This is a genomic window from Sphaerisporangium viridialbum (assembly GCF_049674955.1).
Classification (GTDB): domain Bacteria; phylum Actinomycetota; class Actinomycetes; order Streptosporangiales; family Streptosporangiaceae; genus Sphaerisporangium; species Sphaerisporangium viridialbum.
In genome coordinates this window covers 1,072,349-1,088,630 of sequence record NZ_CP187232.1, presented here as the reverse complement: position 1 = coordinate 1,088,630, position 16,282 = coordinate 1,072,349, and the positions used below count along the sequence as shown (strand labels likewise).

Genomic DNA, 16,282 nt, shown 5'->3' with positions numbered 1-16,282 from the left:
ATGGTGTTGTAGTTGCAAATAGGTGGCATTAACGAACGAAGCATGAACAGTCAGGCCTGGTGGCGCTCTCCATGTATACGGCGGGCCACCGACAGATCGTCACCGCCCGATGCGGATGGACCGGCGCACCACCGCTTTCGGGCCTCGGGCGAGCACCGTGACGACGAGCTTGCGCCTGACCTTGGACGCCCTGGCCATCGCCGTCCAGCGCCGCCGCCCGCGCCACCACGCCACCCCCGGCCCCAGCTCGGCCTCGCCCACCTGGACGGGGTAGCGCACGGGCGGCCCGCCGAGGTTGAGCTCCACGTTGGCCTCCCAGGTGCCAGGGACGTCCAGCGTGGCCGTGGCGGTGAACAGCGCGTCGTCCACGGCCGACGCGGGCGCCCGGCGCTCGTTGCCCGAGGACCGCTCGCGCCAGACCACCTGGCGCACGCACCGCGCGGCCGGGCACCCGCCCGCGACGGCGACCGTGCCCTCGATCGTCAGCACTCCCTTGCCGGCCCACGAGGCGCGCGTCAGCCGCGCGGACCCGGGGACCGTGACGACGTGGCCGCCGACGTCCACGCTGAGGTTGCCCTGCGGGCGGGTGAAGTACGGAGCCGTGACGGCCGCCGCGAGGCGCGGGCCGGGACAGCGCACCTCGGGCTCGCGCTCGGCGCCGAACCTCGCCACCCGGCGCACGCCCTCGCATGCGATCACGACGTACATGTCCCAGACGCCGGGCGGCAGCCGCGACACCTCGACGCTTCCCGCGAAGACGTCCGCCACGGAGGTCACCGGGATGCGGCGCTCGGTGCCGGTGGAGCGCTCCCGCAGGAGCAGGCCGACGGTGACGCCGTTCCACGAGTCGGTGAGGACGGCGCGGCCGGACACCTCCAGCCGGTCGCCCACCCACCCGAGCCCGGTGAGGCTGTGGCGGACCGCGGCGGTCTCGACCCGCGCGAGCCGCACCAGCCGGTCGACGTCGCCGAGCGAGGCGGCCCTGAGCCGGTCGATGGGACGTAAGCGCTCCAGCACCCCGTCGGTCAGCCAGATCGCGCACAGGTCGGACGCCTCGCGGACGATCGCGCGCTGGGACGCGGCGTCCTGCGACAGGAACGGGGCGCCGAGCTGGCCGAGGATGTCGAAGCGGAAATGCCTGCGCAGGAGGTGGTCACGGAGCGGCCCAGCGGGGATGTGCCTGGTCATGAGCTCGATGGGCGCGCGGATCATGCGCAGCCAGGCGAGGGGGTCGCGGCTGCCCGGCTCCTGCATGATGCTGCTGCCGTCGGGACGGGACACCAGGTGGTAGCAGTCGTGGTCGGCGACCACGGAGATCGTCTCGGCGTGGCAGTACGCGTGGACGGAGAAGACGATGTCCTCGCCGACCCTGAGCGACTCGTCGAACATGATGCGGTGGCGGATGAGCAGCTCGCGGCGGAACAGCTTGAAGCAGGTGAGCGAGTTGTAGACGGTGGTCTCGCCGAGCGGGGCGCGTTCGCGGTTCTCCCGGAACATGGAGGTGGGAACCTTGCGGCCGTGGCCGACCATCTTGCCGAGGACGATGTCGGAGCCGTTGCGGTCGGCCATCGCGAGCATGCGTTGCAGCGCCTCGGGGCCGAGGTGGTCGTCGGCATCGCAGAAGAAGACATAACGCCCGCTGGCCTGGGCGATCGCGCGGTTCCTCGGCTTGCCGGCGCCGCCCGAGGCCTGCTGGTAAGACACCCGTATTTCCGGATATTTCGTCGCATAGTCGGCGAGAAGATCTCGGCTGCCGTCGGTGGAGCCGTCATCGACGATGACGATCTCCTTGCTGACGCGCTGCTCCAGCAGCGAGGTGAGGCACCGGTCGAGATAGGGGCGGCAGTTGTGGACGGGCACCACGATGCTCACGTCGACGCGCCGACTACTTTCCGTCTTCATTGCGATTCATTATGTAACCGTCGACCCGCGCCACGAGGCCCAATCAACGCGTTGGCATCACCCGCCCTACCTGCTTATTTGGCTATGTGGGCTTATTACCTTTTTGCCAGGGTAACGAGTCCGCAACGGAGGTGATCGCATGGCTTACCCGGCAGGTGGGACAGGACTGGGCATTCGCCTGAGGCGAGAGGAAGCATGCACGATCGTCGAGATCACCGGCGAGCTGGACATGAACGCGGTTCCCCTGTTACGCGCCGAACTGGACGGCGCGGTCGAGGCGAGCCGCCCGCCGTACCTGGTGCTCGATCTCACCCGCACCACGTTCTGTGACTCTCTCGGCCTGGGGCTGCTGGTCCACACCTACAACAGGGTGCGCGAGATGGGCGGAAGGCTGGCGCTGGCGGTGGCCCCCGGCATGATCTCCAGGCTGCTCACGATCACCAATCTCGACCACCACTTCGAGACCTTCCCGACCACGAAGGAAGCCGTCAGCATCGTACTGGCCGCCTGACCGGTCACGAAGCGCCCGCCAGGGCGGCACGTTCCAGGCTTCAGGCCACGGCCGACCGCTAATCGTTCAGGGAGATGCGTCGCGACTACCCGCGAACCGGCACGAGCCCATGCTGATCGGTCAGATCCGGGGCGAAAGGCTGATAAGCTCAACTGTTCGGCACGGTCATCAGAGGCCCGTGCAGCACTGCCCGTTAGGAGTATACCACACCGATGGAGCATCGTGCATCCGAAACCGCCCGCGCGGAAGCCCTGCAGGCCGAGCAAGCCTATGTCTCGATGCTGTACGACCGCCTCGACACCGTACGAGCGCGCGCCGAGACCTCGCTCAGCGAGGAGCACGGGCGCGGCACGCCGGGCGGCACCCACCAGGCCCGGTTCGAGCGTGACGTGTCGTCCCACGAGCACGCGCGGCGCGTCGCGCAGCTGTCCGGGGTGGAACGCGGGCTGTGCTTCGGCCGCATCGACGACACCGACGGGGACACCTACTACATAGGCCGCGTCGGCCTGCGCGACGCCGACAACGAGCTGGTCCTCATCGACTGGCGCGCACGCGCCGCCCGCGCGTTCTACACCGCCACGCCCAGCGACCCCGAGTCGCTGGTGCGCCGCCGCCACCTGCACACCCGCGGCCGTACGGTCGTGGACCTCGACGACGAGGTGTTCGACCTCGGGCGGATGAGCGAGCCCGACCGCCGCACGCTGGTCGGCGAGGCCGCGCTCATGTCATCGCTGCGGCGCGGCCGTACGGGCCGGATGGGCGACGTGGTGGCCACCATCCAGACCGAGCAGGACCAGGTGATCCGTTCAGGCCTGCCGGGGGCGCTCGTCGTCCAGGGAGGACCGGGCACCGGCAAGACCGTCGCCGCGCTGCACCGGGCCGCGTACCTGCTGTACGCGCACCGCGACACGCTCCAGCGGCGGGGTGTGCTGGTCGTCGGCCCGAACACCATGTTCCTGCGCTACATCGGCCACGTGCTGCCCTCCCTCGGCGAGACCGACGTGGTGCTGACCACCGTCGGCGAGCTGTTCCCCGGCGTACGCGCCACCGCGGCCGACCCGCCCGAGACGGCGACGGTGAAGGGCGACCCGCGGATGGTCGAGGTGATCAAGGGCGCCGTGCGCGACCGCCAGCGGGTGCCCGACGGCGACCTGGAGGTCATGATCGACGTCAGGACCTCGCGCAGGAACGGCGTCGAGGTCGTGGTCGAGCAGATGGCGCTGCGCATGGACCACGCCACCTGCGTACGGGCCCGCGACCGGGCGCGGGCGGTGCGCAACCCGCACAACGTGGCGCGCAAGCTGTTCGTCGACACGGCGCTGACCGCGCTCGCGCTCGACGAGGCGCGGCGGCTCGACCGCGAACTCGACGAGGACGACCTGCGGTACGCGCGGGCGGGGCTGTGGCGGATGCCCTCCGTGCGCAAGGCCCTGGACGACCTGTGGCCGCTGCTCACGCCGGAACGGCTGGTGTCGGAGCTGCTCGCCGACCCCGAGGCCCTTCGATCGGCCGCTTCCCCCGAGGAGGGCGCCGGCGACGAGTCGCGTATGGTGCTGCGCCCGGAGGAGCGGGAGGCGCTGCTGCGCGCGGTGGACGCGCCGTGGACGACGGAGGACGTGCCCCTGCTCGACGAGGCCGCCGAGCTGCTCGGCGAGGACAACTCCGCCGCCAAGGCGGCCGAGCGGGCCGCCCGCCGGGTCCGCCGCGCCGAGGAGGTCTACGCGCGCGGCGTCCTTGAGATCACCGGAGTCGGGGAGAAGGAGATGTTCGACGCCCGTGCCCTCGCCGAGCGGCACTACTCGGACGAGCCCGTCCAGACGACCGCCGAACGGGCCGCGCGCGACCGTAGCTGGGTGTACGGCCACGTCATCGTGGACGAGGCGCAGGAGCTGTCGGCGATGGCCTGGCGCATGGTCATGCGCCGCATCCCCACGCGCTCGCTGACCGTGGTGGGGGACGTCGCCCAGACCGGTTCGGCGGCGGGCGCCCGGTCGTGGGCCGAGATGCTCGACCCTTACGTGAAGGGCCGCTGGCGCGAGGCGCGGCTCCTGGTCAACTACCGGACCCCGGCCGAGATCATGGAGGTCGCCGCCGACGTGCTCAAGGCGGTCGCCCCGGACCAGGAGCTCCCGATCTCCGTACGCGACGGCGAGGCTCCTCCCCGTGCCGTGCGCGTCGACCGTGCCGACCTCCCCACGGCGCTGCCCGAGCTGATCGCGTCCGAGCTCGCCGAGATCGGGGAGGGCCGGTTGGCGGTCATCACCGCCGACGGGAGGCACCGGGAGATCGCCGGCCTGCTGCCCGAGGCGGCGTCCGCACTGACGGCGAACGCCCTGGACTCCCCCGCCGTGGTCCTGACGGTCACGCAGTCGAAGGGGCTGGAGTTCGACTCCGTGGTGGTCGTGGCCCCCGACGAGATCATGTCCCAGTCCCCCAAGGGCGGCCAGGACCTGTACGTGGCGATCACCCGGGCGACCCGCAGGCTCACGGTCGTCCACGAGGGCGACCTGCCGCCCGTCCTCCGGCTACTGGGTCCGTGACGGCACGCGTGAGCGGCTCGGGGGAAGGCTCCGCATCACCGCGCTGACCCCTCGACCCCCATCGGGGAGACGCCGTACACCCCACGCGCCGACTTCCAGGGCGTGTCCAACAACGCCGAACTGGCCCGCATCTCGGCCAGAATCGGCATCAAGCCCGCCGGCGCCTGACCCGGTGCCGTGAGATGGTCACATCCCTGCCGGCCTTCGCCAAGCCGGCGGGGATGCCCCTCAGGGAGGTCGGCTCGCGCGTGAAGCCCGCCAGGGTGACCTGTGGGCTGTTGAGGCTTGACTCTCGGGTCGCTCGAAGGTGCAGATTCGTCTCGTGAGTGACAGCACGGAGCTCTATACGGTCGGCCAGATCGCTCGCCGTACCGGCCTGTCGGTGCACACGATCCGCTTCTGGTCCGACAGCGGCGTGGTGCCACCCACCGGCCGTTCCACCGGGGGGTACCGCCTGTACGACGCGGCGGCCGTCGCCCGGTTCGACCTCGTCCGTACGCTGCGCGAGCTCGGCATCGGCCTGGAGGCCGTGCAGGAGATCCTGGCGCGGCGGGTCACGGTGGCCGAGGTGGCACGGACGCACGTCCTGGCGCTGGACGCGGAGATCCGGACCCTGAAACTGCGCCGCACCGTGCTCGACACGATCGCCAAGCGCGGCGGCACGACCGAGGAGACACTGATGACGCACAAACTCGCCCAGCTGTCCGCCAGGGAGCGGCAACAGGTCATCGACGACTTCGTCGATGCCCTCTTCGCCGGGATCGACCTCGACGACGACGCCATGGTCGTCGCCGGGTGGATGCGTGAACTGCCGGACGATCCGACGCTGGGCCAGGTGGACGCCTGGATCGAGCTGGGCGAGCTGGTCGCGGACGACGACTTCCAGCGGCGGCTGCGGCGCATCGTCCTCAGCGGTTCATCCGAGCCGCGGTTCGAAGACGGCTTCGACCTGCGGCGGCAGGTGCTGGAGAAGGCCGGGCAGGCACTGGCCGACGGCATCGCGCCGGAGTCGGCCGAGGGAAGGCGCGTCCTCAGCCGCATCGTCGAGCCCCGCCTGCCGGCCGAGGAACGCGCCGAGCTGCGCGATCGGCTTCGGATACTCGCCGACGCCCAGGTGGAGCGCTACTGGCAGCTCCTGTCCGCGCTCAACGGACGCGAGTCGTCCCCTTCGGTCATCCCCGCCTTCGACTGGGTGATCGCCGCCCTGCACGCCCACGGCTGACGGCGGACCTCATCCGTCGCCCGGTGGCGGTTCGCTCGTGTCAGACAGGTGGGCGAGGACCGTCGCCACGACCCCGGACGCCGTATGGGCCATCGGCGGCAACACGGTCATGAGCTGGGACGGCCGACAGTGTGCCACGCAGGCGCTCCCGAAGATCCCGTTCCCCGCCAAGCCGACCCCCAAGAAGGTCCCGCAGGGCTGCAAGGGCGGCTTGCAGGCGCCCAAAGTGGAGCTCGGCGGCCCCGGCCGCGGTGCCGGGCAAGGACCGTCTGTGGGTGTACGCGAGGGAAGAGGAGGGCGACAACCTGATCTACGAGTTCTCGTAGCCGGCCAGGCGTTCTGAGCTCGTCTACTCCTCGATGGCCCCGCCGATACGCCGGAGATGCCGCCGGAAGGTGTACGACGGATCGGCGGCGCGCCGCGCCAGGTAGTCGTCGAAGGCCGTCTGCAGGCGCAGCGTCTCACCTGCCCGGATCCTGCGGGCCTGTTCGCGCTCGGTCCGCCAGATCTGGCGCGCCGTCGACAGCACCTCCTCGGCACGCTCGGCGGCGACGAACAACACGCCGTCATCGTCGCCGAAGACGATGTCATCGTCACTCACTCTCCATGGTCGGCTCGGCGTTCAATGAGAACATGACTTCTTGTGTGAGCGGTCGGAGCGCATAGACGTGACGCACAGCCGCGAGAGGTACGGGAACCTCGTAGTAGTCCTCGGCGAAACCGCTGGAACGCCTCCGGAGACGGATCTACCAGCAGCAGTAGCGGAGCGACGTCATGAACGGTCACGTGCTCATCAAATCGGGTAGCACTGACATCTTCGTGAGATGGCGGTAGCAGCGGCCGGCCTATGAGCTGGAGCGGCGGGATGTCGGCCTATGGCGCCAGGATCGTCCGGCACCGTCGCACGCTCCTCGTGAGCGACCGTGGACCCTTGTGACGAACCGGCGGTCGTGTTCCCGAACCATGGCCGTACAGCCACCGACCATGGGGCGGACGCGGCAGCAGAGCAGGGTGGCGTCAGGTCTGAGCCGCGCTAGCGAGTATCGTGCACCCTGCCTGTTCAGCGGCGCCAATAGCGCCAATAAAGCGAGAGGGAATGGCTCGGATGGGCTTGGAGGTCGAGAGTCGATCGTCCGATTCGCCGTACATCGAGCGGGTGTGGCGGAGCAGCAGTCATGACACCGACCGGATGACGTCGATCGCGACGGCGCATTGGGATCTGGTCTTCTGGGAGCACCGCGGTCAGGTCAACGTGGCTGTTCAAGGGCCGGAGTCGAGGGCAAGTCCGGCGCCCGTTCCCGAAGACTCCACATTCTTCGGGATCAGCTTCTCACTCGGCACTTCGATGCCGCATCTTCCGATCAATCGCCTCGTCGACGGTTCCGCAGAGATTCCTGATGCGACGCGCAGATCGTTCTGGCTGAAGGGTTCCGCCTGGCGCCTTCCCGACTACGACAACACCGAGGTGTTCGTAGGGCGGATGGTGCGTGAGGGCGTTCTGGCCTGTGACCCGATCGTCGCCGCGGTGCTTGGTGGCGCGTCGCCGGACGTGTCCGAACGCACCATCCAGCGGCGCTTCGTGGCGGCGACCGGACTCACCCGCGGTGCCATCCGGCAGATCAATCGTGCCAGGCAAGCGGCGGTCCTGCTCAAGGAGGGCGCGCCGGCCCACGACGTGATCCACCGGCTCGGATACTTCGACCAACCACACCTGGCGCGGTCGCTGACCCGTTATATCGGGCGGACCACCACGCAGTTGAGCGGCCGGGATCCGTCCGAGCCGCTGTCGCTTCTGTACAAGACCTGAGCGCTCCTCCCCGCCTAACCTCCCAGTCGCAACCATCGGGCCAGGCACCGCCCTGGAACATGGCGGGGAGCGCGCCGGCCCGGCAACGGGAAGGTCGTCCTCGTGCGCAAGATCGTCATCAACGTGACGCCGTACGTGGTCGGTGCCGGCCCACGCCTCTTCGACGGGGTGCCGGACGCCGCACGGAGCACGCCGACCGGCTCGCTGCTCCTCCACTATCGGTACTCAACGAGGAGGTCGTCGTGAGGAAGCTGGTCGTGTCCGAGTTCGTCTCACTCGACGGAGTGATGCAGGCTCCGGGCGGTGAGCCGGGTTTCCGGCACGCCGGCTGGGTGCTGGAGCACTTCGCCCCCGAGCACGACACCTACCGGTACAAGGAACTGCTGGAGACCTCGGCCCTGCTGCTCGGCCGTGTCACCTACGAGGGGTTCTCCGCCGCCTGGCCACACGAGTCGGGCGAGTTCGCCGACCAGATGAACACGTTGCCCAAGTACGTGGTGTCCAGCACTCTGCGCGAGCCGCTGAAGTGGAACGCCTCCCTCCTCAAGGGCGACCTGACCCGGGAGGTCGAGGCGCTCAAATGCCAGGACGACGACCGGCACATCTTCGTCCATGGCAGCCGCTCGCTCGCCCAGGAGCTTCTGAAGCGGGGCCTCGTCGACGAGCTACGGCTCATGATCTTCCCCGTCATGCTGGGGTCGGGTGCGCGCCTGTTCCCCGAATCACCCGACAAGACCGCGCTGGCGCTGGTCGAGAGCCGCGCCTTCGACGCCGGCGTGGTCGCGCTGACCTACGCCCGCAAGTAGTCCGCATACCCGAGAGACCCTGGAGATCAGCCATGAACACCGTCACCTCCAAGGACGGCACCCCCATCGCCTTCGAACGCCACGGTGAGGGCACGCCGTTGATCCTCGTGGACGGCGCCTCTTCGTACCGGGCGTTCAACCCGCTCGGACCCCAGCTCGGCGATCTGCTCGGCGCGTCCCACACGGTCTACGCGTACGACCGCAGGGGTCGCGGAGACAGCGGCGACACCGCCCCCTACAGCGTGGAGCGCGAGATCGACGACCTGGCGGCGCTCATCGCCGAGGCGGGCGGAACGGCGCACGTCTGCGGCTTCTCCTCGGGCGCGGTGCTCGCCCTGGACGCGGCCGCCGCCGGGCTGCCCATCACCCGGCTGGCCCTGTACGAGCCCCCGTTCGTGGTCGACGACAGCCGCCCGGCCGTACCCGACGACTACCTGGAACGCCTCGACGCGTTGCTGGCGGAGGGACGTCGCGGCGAGGCCCTGGAACTGTTCTTCACCACGCCGTGCGGCATTCCCGCGGAGTTCGTCGCCGGAATGAAGGCCGCTCCGATGTGGGCCGCGTTGGAGACCATCGCCCCGACCCTCGCCTACGACGGCCGCTTCATGGCGGACACGATGACCGGCCGCCCTCTCCCGCGCGACCGTTGGTCCTCCGTCTCCGTCCCCACTCTCGTGATGTACGGCGGGGCGACCGAGTCCTGGCTCGTGAGTGCCGCCCGCGCGGTCTCCGACCTCCTTCCCCAGGCCGGCCTGCGCGACCTGCCCGACCAGTCGCACGATGTCAGCGCCGAAGTCCTGGCCCCCGTACTGGCCGCCTTCTTGGCCGACGGAGAGCGCGCCTGAGCCCGCCGGGGCATCTGGACGCGCTGCCGGTAGGCGTCGACGATCTCGGCGCCGCGTGACCCAGAAAGGCCCGTCCCGGATTCTCCCTGGCGACGGGCCTTTCATGTGGCGCGGCCGAGCGACTCGAACCCCTTCTGAACCGCGGGTAAGGGCTAGTGGTCTGCCGGCATCTGGCGGCGCCGGGCCGAATGGGGAACAATTCCAAGATCACATTTGGAGGCCGTTCCTAGGATGTCTGCGGATTCGCCATCTCAGCCGCCGGTGGTGGCTGGGCGCGCCCGGCCATGGGGCTCCGGTCCCAGGGGTACGTCGCTCTCCTCGGCGGGGCGGACAGGTGCGTCCAAGCAGTCGGATCCGGTTGCTTAGGGTGCGCAGCAGAAGCCCGAACGCCTGAGTGGCAAGACGCGGCGGTGTGGCAGCGTTCATGCGCATGAGGTACTCGCTTTGCATCAAGGTCCTCGGGCCGGACACCGCGAGGCTGCGCGAGGCAACGGTGGAGGCCAGGGCCGCCTGCCGCCTCCGCTTGGACGAGTACACGCCTACGACTGCGGTCGGATCGGGTACGGCGCTCAGGCAATCCACGAGCGTTGCCACGTCCTCGAGCGACTGGTTCGTGCCCTGAGCCATGACGGGCGGCATCCCGTGCGCCGCGTCCCCGAGCAACACGCACCGCCCGTCACCCCAACGGGACGGCACCTTGTGCCGGGTGTGCGGGAACACCTCGGGGTCGCCGTCCCCCAGCGATGCCAGAACCTGCTCGACCGGCCAGCCCCACCCCGCGAACCGCTGGCGCAGCATCTCCAGCGGCTTGTCGGGCGCAGCCACCTGCTAGGTGAGCCCTGTCCGGCCGGGCGGCAGGATAACCGGATGTGTAGCCGTGGTGCGTCCGCTAACGTCCCACCTCATGGAGAGCACCAACCTACGCACCGAACGCCTCGAGCTTCGCCCGGTGCGTGACGAGGACGTCGACCGGATCCTGGAGTACCGCAACCTGCCGGAGGTCACTCACTGGCTACTGCGCACGGAGGTCGACCCTGCGTCCTTCCGCGCAAGGTGGCGGCGCGCGGCGGAGGACCCCGACGACCACAGCGTGGCGGTGGCCCTTGACAGCGTGGTGATCGGGACCGTCTCGCTCGACGTGGTCGACGGTATGGGTCAGCCCGGCATGCCGCCGCGGACGGAGGCTCAACTCGGCTACATCTTCGACCCGGCGTACGGCGGCCACGGCTACGCGACTGAGGCTGTCACCGCGATGGTGGCGCACGCGTTCGACCGGCTGCACGTTCGAAGGATCACCGCTGGCTGCTTCGCGGACAACCTTGCCTCGGTGCGGCTCCTCGAGAAGGTCGGGATGCGTCGTGAGCAGCACGGCGTCGGCGACTCCTGGCACGCCGAGCTGGGCTGGGTGGATGGCTACACGTACGCCCTGCTCGCCGAGACATGGCGCCACGGGACGGCGCCGTAGGGTCGGCGATGGTGATGAGGCCGGCTCGCCGAAGGCATTGCCCTCTGGCGGGGTCCGACAGGCCTCGGGTTCCTCACGATGGGCGACCGTCCCTGAAGCTTGGTGAGGAAGTCGGCGACCTGAGCGACCCGCTCATCCGTGCGGGCGGACCGACTACCGGCCACTGCTGATCAGTAGCGTGGGAGATGGCACGGTCACGGTCTACAACGAGATCGCGCATTGACGTTATTCGATCTCGATCAGGCGCAGCGGGACGCCGGCTGCCACGCGCCTTGCCATCGATGACGCAGCCGTGTGGCTTCGTTATACGAGGTCTAGCACAACCGCGACAGCTGGAACTCCTAGCAGCGTTCCAGCCGACGCACTGACATCCGCAGACAAGAGCGTTCGAGTCCCTCCTGGGGTCACCAGTCAGGTGCCGGAGGCCAAGGCGGCGAGGATGTAGTTCGGGTGCCGGTCGAGGTTGTTACGGGCACGGTCCTAGCGCATCGTGGTGCGCGGGTCGGCGTGGCGGGCAGCTATTTGGACGTCTCGCAGGTCGACTCCTGCGTCGAGCATGGTGGTGACGAAGGTGTGGCGCAGCATGTGCGGGTGCATCCGTGGCAGCCGCACGACCGATTCGGCCGCGAGGTTCTGTAGGCGTCGGGTAGCGGCGTGCCGGTCCATCCGGGTACCGCGGGTATTGAGCAGAATCGGCCCGCTCACCCGTTCTCCGACCGCGCGTTCGATGGGCCGGCCGACCGCCAGTGGGAGCGGCACCAGGACCACCCGGGTGCCCTTGCCGACGACGCGCAGGACCCGGTGGCCGTGTTCCTCGCCGAGATCGTGGATATCGGCTCCGGTGGCTTCGAAGATCCGTAGTCCGAGGTCCGGTAGAAGCCGGCCACGACTGACAGGCGCCGGGACACCGTGGAGGGCCGGAAGCGCCGGATCTCTTGAAGCCAGCGAACATAGAGCTTGACCTGAGCCCGCTGAACGGACAGTGGCTCCAGGTTCCGCTCGGTGCACCAGCCCAGGAAGATCCGTAGATCGGACTCGGTGTGCATCCGAGACGTGCCCTTGTAGCGGGCAAGGTAGGCGACGGTCGCCATCCGCAGCGGATCAGTACCCACCGCCCCGGTCGTCGCCGTCAGGAACTAATCGAACGAAGTCATACCCGAAGCTGCGCCCACCCCGAGTGGAAAACCAGAGCCGACCCGCCTACCGACCGCCCAGCTTGCGGCAGAAGAGGACGTCCGCACCGGCGCGACGGCGACGGCGTCGACAGGACATCTACGAACTCGCGGGCGGCGTGCTTGGTCAGTAGCCGGTAGACGGCTCGGCGACCGTTGCATCACCGTCCGGCCTTGTCGCTGTTTCGCTGCTGCTTCCGGGCGGGCCGGCGAGCACGTAGAGTCCTCGACCGGTCCGGCGGAGCGGTGTTCCACCTGCGCTGGGCGGTCCTCCGGGCGCATTACTGATCACGCCCTGAAAGGTGGGATCGAGGCTTGGCCGGTCATGATCACGGTGCAAGTAGCGTGCCCAGATCCACTCGTAGACGGCGATCCGCGTGAATGGCGTCTGCCCAGCGGTCGTCAATGCGCGGGCGGCCTGGAGGATCAGCCGCCAATTCTCAGTGCCCTCGGCCACACGCCCTCCTTGTCTCCCAACATCGAAGCTGGCGACCGGGAGGTCGGGCAACTGCTCCGGATCCTCGTCGTCGGATCGAGCGCCCTGTCGGCGGCAGAAGCGGATGTTTGCATGGGTACATCTCCGTGTGCGTTGCGCTTCGCCTCGATAGCCAACTTCTGTCGATCGTGTTGCCGCGCTCCGAGGGGGTAGCGGCACGAGCGTGGGCAGGAAGCTTCCTACTTGTCGTGCTGTCGGCGCACCATCTCGGTGATCCAGATGGGCGCGAACGGAGACGTGCAGTTCGGGGGAGTCGGGTAGTCCTTGAGCACCTCCAGGCGCTCACCGATGTCAACTGCGCGGGCGCGGTGCTTGGCGTGCTCGATCCCGATCTGAGCCAGGCAGTGGTTCATCGCCCACTGCAGGCGAGCCGGGGCGTCTTTCATCTCCGCCTCGATGACGTCGAGCAGTCCTGCGAGGTCGAGGCCTTCGGGCTTCTTGGCCACGCGTTCGGTGGTCAGCGCCCAGCCGGCACTCGCGACCACTGGATCCGGATCGGCGGACCAGGCCAGGCGCAGCTCTTCGGAGTGCGGGTTCTTCTTCACCACGTAGTTCACGAGCCAGTCGTGCACCTTGGGTGTACGCGCCTCGCGCAACATGACGTCCAACTCGTCACGCTCGAACGCCTTCGGGCGGCAGATCAGGATCGCCAGGAGTCTCGCCGCGGTGTCAGCCGTCTTCCAGAGCTGGCGCGCGAGTTCCTGCTGCGTCTTCAGCCGCTTCGCGAGCGCGCGCAGCATGCTGAGGTTCACACCGTGATCGTCACCGTGTTTCTTGTTCACCTCGCGTGTCTTCGGGTCCTCGAGCGCGGCCAGTTCGGCCATCACCATGGCTACCGTCGTCTCAGTCACCTCAGCCTCCTGTCTATCACGTGGATCGCTCGCGCAGCGGGTGCCATCCGGTGTTCGCCCGCGTCGGTCCGCCGTTCGCGGTGGGTCGGACGCGATCGCGTCGGCGCACTTACCGGGGCTGCGCGCCGGTGGTTTCGCTCGGTTTCACTCTGTCACCAGTTGGGGCCGATGGTGCGAGGCGAGAAGCGACGCCCATGCCAGGGCGAGGGCGATCGCGAGGGCGAAGGCGACGTTGGCCGGGCGTGATCCCTTCAGGGCGAAAATCAAGCTCCAGGTGGCGAGGAAGGCCGCGCCAGTCACGCCGCTGAAGGCCGCCCAACCGGTACGGCCGGCCGCGACGAACCGCCGGGCGAAGACGAAGCACGCGGCGACGAGCGCGAGAAAGGCGATTCCGGCGACCAGGAGGTGCACCGCTGCGTGCCAGCTCAACGTGGTGGGAGGGCCGGTCGGCGTGCCCGGTGGGAAGCCGTCGGCGGGGTCGGCGGAGAAAGCGGCCGCGCCCAGCATCCCGGCACCGAAGACACCGATCAACCGTGGTCCCCACGTACCGCCCGGCCTCGCCACCGGGCCGAGGACCCGGTGCAGCCCAATAGCACATGCCACGAACAGCCCACCGCTGACCACGAAGTTGGCGATCTGGATCCATCCTTGGTCGCCGTTGCTCAGCATGCTGGCCGGGTGCCGGCTGATGTCGAATCCGTCCCTGGTGAGCATCTGCAGGACGACCACGACGATGTAGAGCGGTCCGGCGACAGTGCCGCAGGTCAGCAGCGTTCCCGTCGATCCGGCGACTGCCCCGGGCGGTCTGCCGGCGGCGGAGGTGAAGTCGTGGGTCATCAGCGGTCGCCGCTGGTCTCGGGGGCGAAATGCTGTACCGCGAACGCGATGGCCGCGGCGATGTCGTCGTCGCTGGTTCCCCAGGCAGCCTGGATCGCGGGACCCCAGGCGTGGCAGCTGCGGATGGCGAATTCCTTTTCCTCGGGGGTGTCCTGCCAGGTGGCGGGGTCAAACTTCACGCCGTGCAGGAAGAGATCGAGGCCGAGCAGCGCGAGGTCCCAGCCGCCGCCGATTCCGATCGTGGCACCGGGACCGTAGGTGCGCACGAGCTCGTCGACGATCTGGGCGGGCGAGGCGTGCTCTAGCTCGAAGACGGTGTGGCCGTCGTCGCCGGGCGCGAGGCGCACCTCGACCTCGGTCGGCATGCCCTCGCCGAGGACCCAGGTCACCTTGAGCAGACGGGGTTCCTCGCAGCGCAGGATTTCGCCGCCGGCGTTGTCCTTGAGCTGGAACGTGCCGCCGAGCCGGAGGTCGCCCTCGACCGGGCCCAGCCAGCGGCTGAGCCGTTCGGGGTCGGTGCAGGCGTTCCAGACGTCCTCGATCGTGGCGTCGTAGACCCGGCGCAGCAGCAGCGATCGCCCTTCACCGGTGGCGACCGCCTGGTTGCCGATCTCCCGGTGGGTGGCGTTGATCTGGTTGACGATGTCGATCACGTGTCTTCCTCACTATCGGACTCGGTCTCCTGACGACGATCCGGTGTCTCGGCAGTGTTTCCACGGTTGTCGCGTTGTTCGCGACGTTGGCGTTTGCCGCGCGCGAGTTCGGTGGCCAATGCGTCCAGGCGCTGGCTCCAGAACTGCCGGAAGCGCTCCAGCCAGATGTCGATCTCCTGGAGGGGGGCGGCCCGCACGGCGTAGAGGCGGCGCGTGCCGTCCGGGCGGACGGTGACGAAACCCGACTCCCGTAGCACTCGCAGGTGTTGCGATACCGCAGGTGGTGAGATGCCGAACTCTGCCCGGATGACCCCGCTGACGGCGCCGGCGGCCTGTTCTCCGTCCGCGAGCAGCTCCAGTATTCGGCGTCTCACCGGGTCGCCGAGGACGTCGAATGCGTGCACTCATGAACAATGTCAGTGTCAGCTTAATTAAGTCAAGGCTGAATTATGCTGTGATGCCGCACTGGTTCGCCGTCCAACCGTGCGGACGGGCTGATGAGGCAGTCACCGTGTGGTCCCCTGCCTGCAGGGTCACAGGGCCGTTTGTTGCCCGAGCCTCGCGGCGTACCTGTGCCGGGCAGCGTCCGGCGTGATAGCCGCGCTGGACCGTTTCCAGGTACGGCACGCACGTCGAGAAGGTGGTGGCAACAAACGCAGGTAAGGCCCAGACCCCGATGCCTTGTCATGGACTGAGTCGAGCTCGGCGGGCACGACCCAAGACGCCCAGAAGCGGGGCATTGGACCACAAACGGTGGAAGCGGTATGAGAAGCAGATGCCCGGCCACCGCGTCCAGATCGACGTCAAGTTCATCGAGCCGATCGCCGGCGTCACCGGCCGCAAGGGCGGCCGCAACAAGTACTACCAGTTCACCGCGATCGACGACTGCACCCGGCTTACGAGAGCACCGGGCGCGTCAGGCTGCCGAGAAGCTCGCGGTTGGAGAGGAATGGAAAGGCACCGATGGCTACGTGTTCACCACAGGATGGGGAGAGCCGATCTACCTCGACACGGTTACATCCCTCGTGAGCAAGCTCATCAGTGCCTACAACGCTCCGAAAGACGGCCCCCCGCCCAATAAACCGACGGCGGTCAAGGACGCCGCCGCATAGCGCGTGTTAGCAAACCTGTTAGCAAGAGGCCCCTCGTGATCATCGCGAGGGGCCTTTTGAGCT

At 68.7% G+C, this 16,282-nt stretch carries 17 protein-coding genes; 8 read left to right on the top strand and 9 right to left on the bottom strand.

Going from position 1 to position 16,282, the window contains the following annotated elements:
* Positions 1 to 99: 99 nt before the first annotated feature.
* Entirely contained in the window at positions 100 to 1,902 is a 1,803-nt protein-coding gene (locus ACOZ38_RS05095) for a glycosyltransferase (RefSeq protein ID WP_424529032.1), read from the bottom strand.
* Between the two features lie 139 nt (positions 1,903 to 2,041).
* On the opposite strand from ACOZ38_RS05095, the gene ACOZ38_RS05090 reads away from it, so the two are divergent.
* From ACOZ38_RS05090 to ACOZ38_RS05080, 3 genes are all read left to right on the top strand, one after another.
* Entirely contained in the window at positions 2,042 to 2,413 is a 372-nt protein-coding gene (locus ACOZ38_RS05090) for an STAS domain-containing protein (RefSeq protein ID WP_424529031.1), read from the top strand.
* 212 nt (positions 2,414 to 2,625) lie between these two features.
* Positions 2,626 to 4,953, top strand: coding sequence for a HelD family protein (locus ACOZ38_RS05085; RefSeq protein ID WP_424529030.1), 2,328 nt, complete (start codon positions 2,626 to 2,628; stop codon positions 4,951 to 4,953).
* A 322-nt stretch (positions 4,954 to 5,275) separates the two neighbouring features.
* Positions 5,276 to 6,175, top strand: a complete 900-nt coding sequence (locus ACOZ38_RS05080) for a MerR family transcriptional regulator (RefSeq protein WP_424529029.1) — start codon at positions 5,276 to 5,278, stop codon at positions 6,173 to 6,175.
* Positions 6,176 to 6,524: 349 nt separating this feature from the next.
* Here ACOZ38_RS05080 and ACOZ38_RS05075 read toward each other — a convergent pair whose 3' ends face one another.
* Positions 6,525 to 6,776, bottom strand: coding sequence for a hypothetical protein (locus ACOZ38_RS05075; RefSeq protein WP_424529028.1), 252 nt, complete (start codon positions 6,774 to 6,776; stop codon positions 6,525 to 6,527).
* A gap of 504 nt (positions 6,777 to 7,280) precedes the next feature.
* Here ACOZ38_RS05075 and ACOZ38_RS05070 point away from each other — a divergent pair.
* The 4 genes from ACOZ38_RS05070 to ACOZ38_RS05055 all read left to right on the top strand — a co-directional run bounded on the left by ACOZ38_RS05070 (position 7,281) and on the right by ACOZ38_RS05055 (position 9,633).
* On the top strand, positions 7,281 to 7,982 hold the full coding sequence (locus ACOZ38_RS05070) for a helix-turn-helix domain-containing protein (RefSeq protein ID WP_424529027.1): 702 nt from the start codon (positions 7,281 to 7,283) through the stop codon (positions 7,980 to 7,982).
* Positions 7,983 to 8,084: 102 nt separating this feature from the next.
* Positions 8,085 to 8,228 carry a hypothetical protein gene (locus ACOZ38_RS05065; RefSeq protein ID WP_424529026.1) on the top strand — a complete coding sequence of 48 codons (144 nt, stop codon included), beginning with the start codon at positions 8,085 to 8,087 and terminating at the stop codon, positions 8,226 to 8,228.
* A complete protein-coding gene (locus tag ACOZ38_RS05060; RefSeq protein ID WP_424529025.1) occupies positions 8,225 to 8,788 on the top strand; it encodes a dihydrofolate reductase family protein in 564 nt (187 codons plus the stop codon). Before ACOZ38_RS05065 ends, ACOZ38_RS05060 begins: the two co-directional genes overlap by 4 nt.
* Positions 8,789 to 8,820: 32 nt before the next feature.
* On the top strand, positions 8,821 to 9,633 hold the full coding sequence (locus ACOZ38_RS05055; RefSeq protein WP_424529024.1) for an alpha/beta fold hydrolase: 813 nt from the start codon (positions 8,821 to 8,823) through the stop codon (positions 9,631 to 9,633).
* A 207-nt stretch (positions 9,634 to 9,840) separates the two neighbouring features.
* On the opposite strand, the gene ACOZ38_RS05050 is transcribed toward ACOZ38_RS05055, so the two are convergent.
* Positions 9,841 to 10,431 carry an FAD-dependent oxidoreductase gene (locus ACOZ38_RS05050; protein ID WP_424536956.1) on the bottom strand — a complete coding sequence of 197 codons (591 nt, stop codon included), beginning with the start codon at positions 10,429 to 10,431 and terminating at the stop codon, positions 9,841 to 9,843.
* Positions 10,432 to 10,537: 106 nt separating this feature from the next.
* Here ACOZ38_RS05050 and ACOZ38_RS05045 point away from each other — a divergent pair, with 106 nt between their 5' ends.
* Complete coding sequence (locus ACOZ38_RS05045) at positions 10,538 to 11,098, top strand: GNAT family N-acetyltransferase (RefSeq protein WP_424529023.1); 561 nt, start codon at positions 10,538 to 10,540, stop codon at positions 11,096 to 11,098.
* 480 nt (positions 11,099 to 11,578) lie between these two features.
* Here the strand turns inward: ACOZ38_RS05045 and ACOZ38_RS05040 are convergent, their stop codons facing one another.
* From ACOZ38_RS05040 to ACOZ38_RS05015, 6 genes are all read right to left on the bottom strand, one after another.
* Positions 11,579 to 12,106: a tyrosine-type recombinase/integrase gene (locus ACOZ38_RS05040; protein WP_424529022.1), complete on the bottom strand. Its 528-nt coding sequence runs from the start codon at positions 12,104 to 12,106 to the stop codon at positions 11,579 to 11,581.
* Positions 12,107 to 12,397: 291 nt separating this feature from the next.
* Complete coding sequence (locus tag ACOZ38_RS05035) at positions 12,398 to 12,727, bottom strand: DUF7669 domain-containing protein (protein ID WP_424529021.1); 330 nt, start codon at positions 12,725 to 12,727, stop codon at positions 12,398 to 12,400.
* Positions 12,728 to 12,945: 218 nt separating this feature from the next.
* Complete coding sequence (locus tag ACOZ38_RS05030) at positions 12,946 to 13,590, bottom strand: DNA alkylation repair protein (RefSeq protein WP_424536955.1); 645 nt, start codon at positions 13,588 to 13,590, stop codon at positions 12,946 to 12,948.
* Positions 13,591 to 13,761: 171 nt separating this feature from the next.
* The gene (locus ACOZ38_RS05025; protein WP_424529020.1) at positions 13,762 to 14,454 is read right to left on the bottom strand and encodes a DUF998 domain-containing protein; all 693 of its coding nucleotides are present in this window, start codon (positions 14,452 to 14,454) and stop codon (positions 13,762 to 13,764) included.
* Positions 14,454 to 15,107 carry an SRPBCC family protein gene (locus ACOZ38_RS05020; RefSeq protein ID WP_424529019.1) on the bottom strand — a complete coding sequence of 218 codons (654 nt, stop codon included), beginning with the start codon at positions 15,105 to 15,107 and terminating at the stop codon, positions 14,454 to 14,456. Before ACOZ38_RS05020 ends, ACOZ38_RS05025 begins: the two co-directional genes overlap by 1 nt.
* Positions 15,104 to 15,511, bottom strand: a complete 408-nt coding sequence (locus ACOZ38_RS05015) for an ArsR/SmtB family transcription factor (protein WP_424529018.1) — start codon at positions 15,509 to 15,511, stop codon at positions 15,104 to 15,106. The genes ACOZ38_RS05020 and ACOZ38_RS05015 overlap by 4 nt, the downstream gene beginning before the upstream one ends.
* Positions 15,512 to 16,282 lie beyond the last annotated feature (771 nt).

Bases quoted from the DNA above. Each gene is read 5' to 3' on its own strand.
- ACOZ38_RS05050 (WP_424536956.1), bottom strand. From the start codon at position 10,431: ATGCTGCGCCAGCGGTTCGCGGGGTGGGGCTGGCCGGTCGAGCAGGTT.
- ACOZ38_RS05055 (WP_424529024.1), top strand. From the start codon at position 8,821: ATGAACACCGTCACCTCCAAGGACGGCACCCCCATCGCCTTCGAACGC.
- ACOZ38_RS05030 (WP_424536955.1), bottom strand. From the start codon at position 13,590: ATGGCCGAACTGGCCGCGCTCGAGGACCCGAAGACACGCGAGGTGAAC.
- ACOZ38_RS05025 (WP_424529020.1), bottom strand. From the start codon at position 14,454: ATGACCCACGACTTCACCTCCGCCGCCGGCAGACCGCCCGGGGCAGTC.
- ACOZ38_RS05090 (WP_424529031.1), top strand. From the start codon at position 2,042: ATGGCTTACCCGGCAGGTGGGACAGGACTGGGCATTCGCCTGAGGCGA.
- ACOZ38_RS05095 (WP_424529032.1), bottom strand. From the start codon at position 1,902: ATGAAGACGGAAAGTAGTCGGCGCGTCGACGTGAGCATCGTGGTGCCC.
- ACOZ38_RS05045 (WP_424529023.1), top strand. From the start codon at position 10,538: ATGGAGAGCACCAACCTACGCACCGAACGCCTCGAGCTTCGCCCGGTG.
- ACOZ38_RS05070 (WP_424529027.1), top strand. From the start codon at position 7,281: ATGGGCTTGGAGGTCGAGAGTCGATCGTCCGATTCGCCGTACATCGAG.
- ACOZ38_RS05085 (WP_424529030.1), top strand. From the start codon at position 2,626: ATGGAGCATCGTGCATCCGAAACCGCCCGCGCGGAAGCCCTGCAGGCC.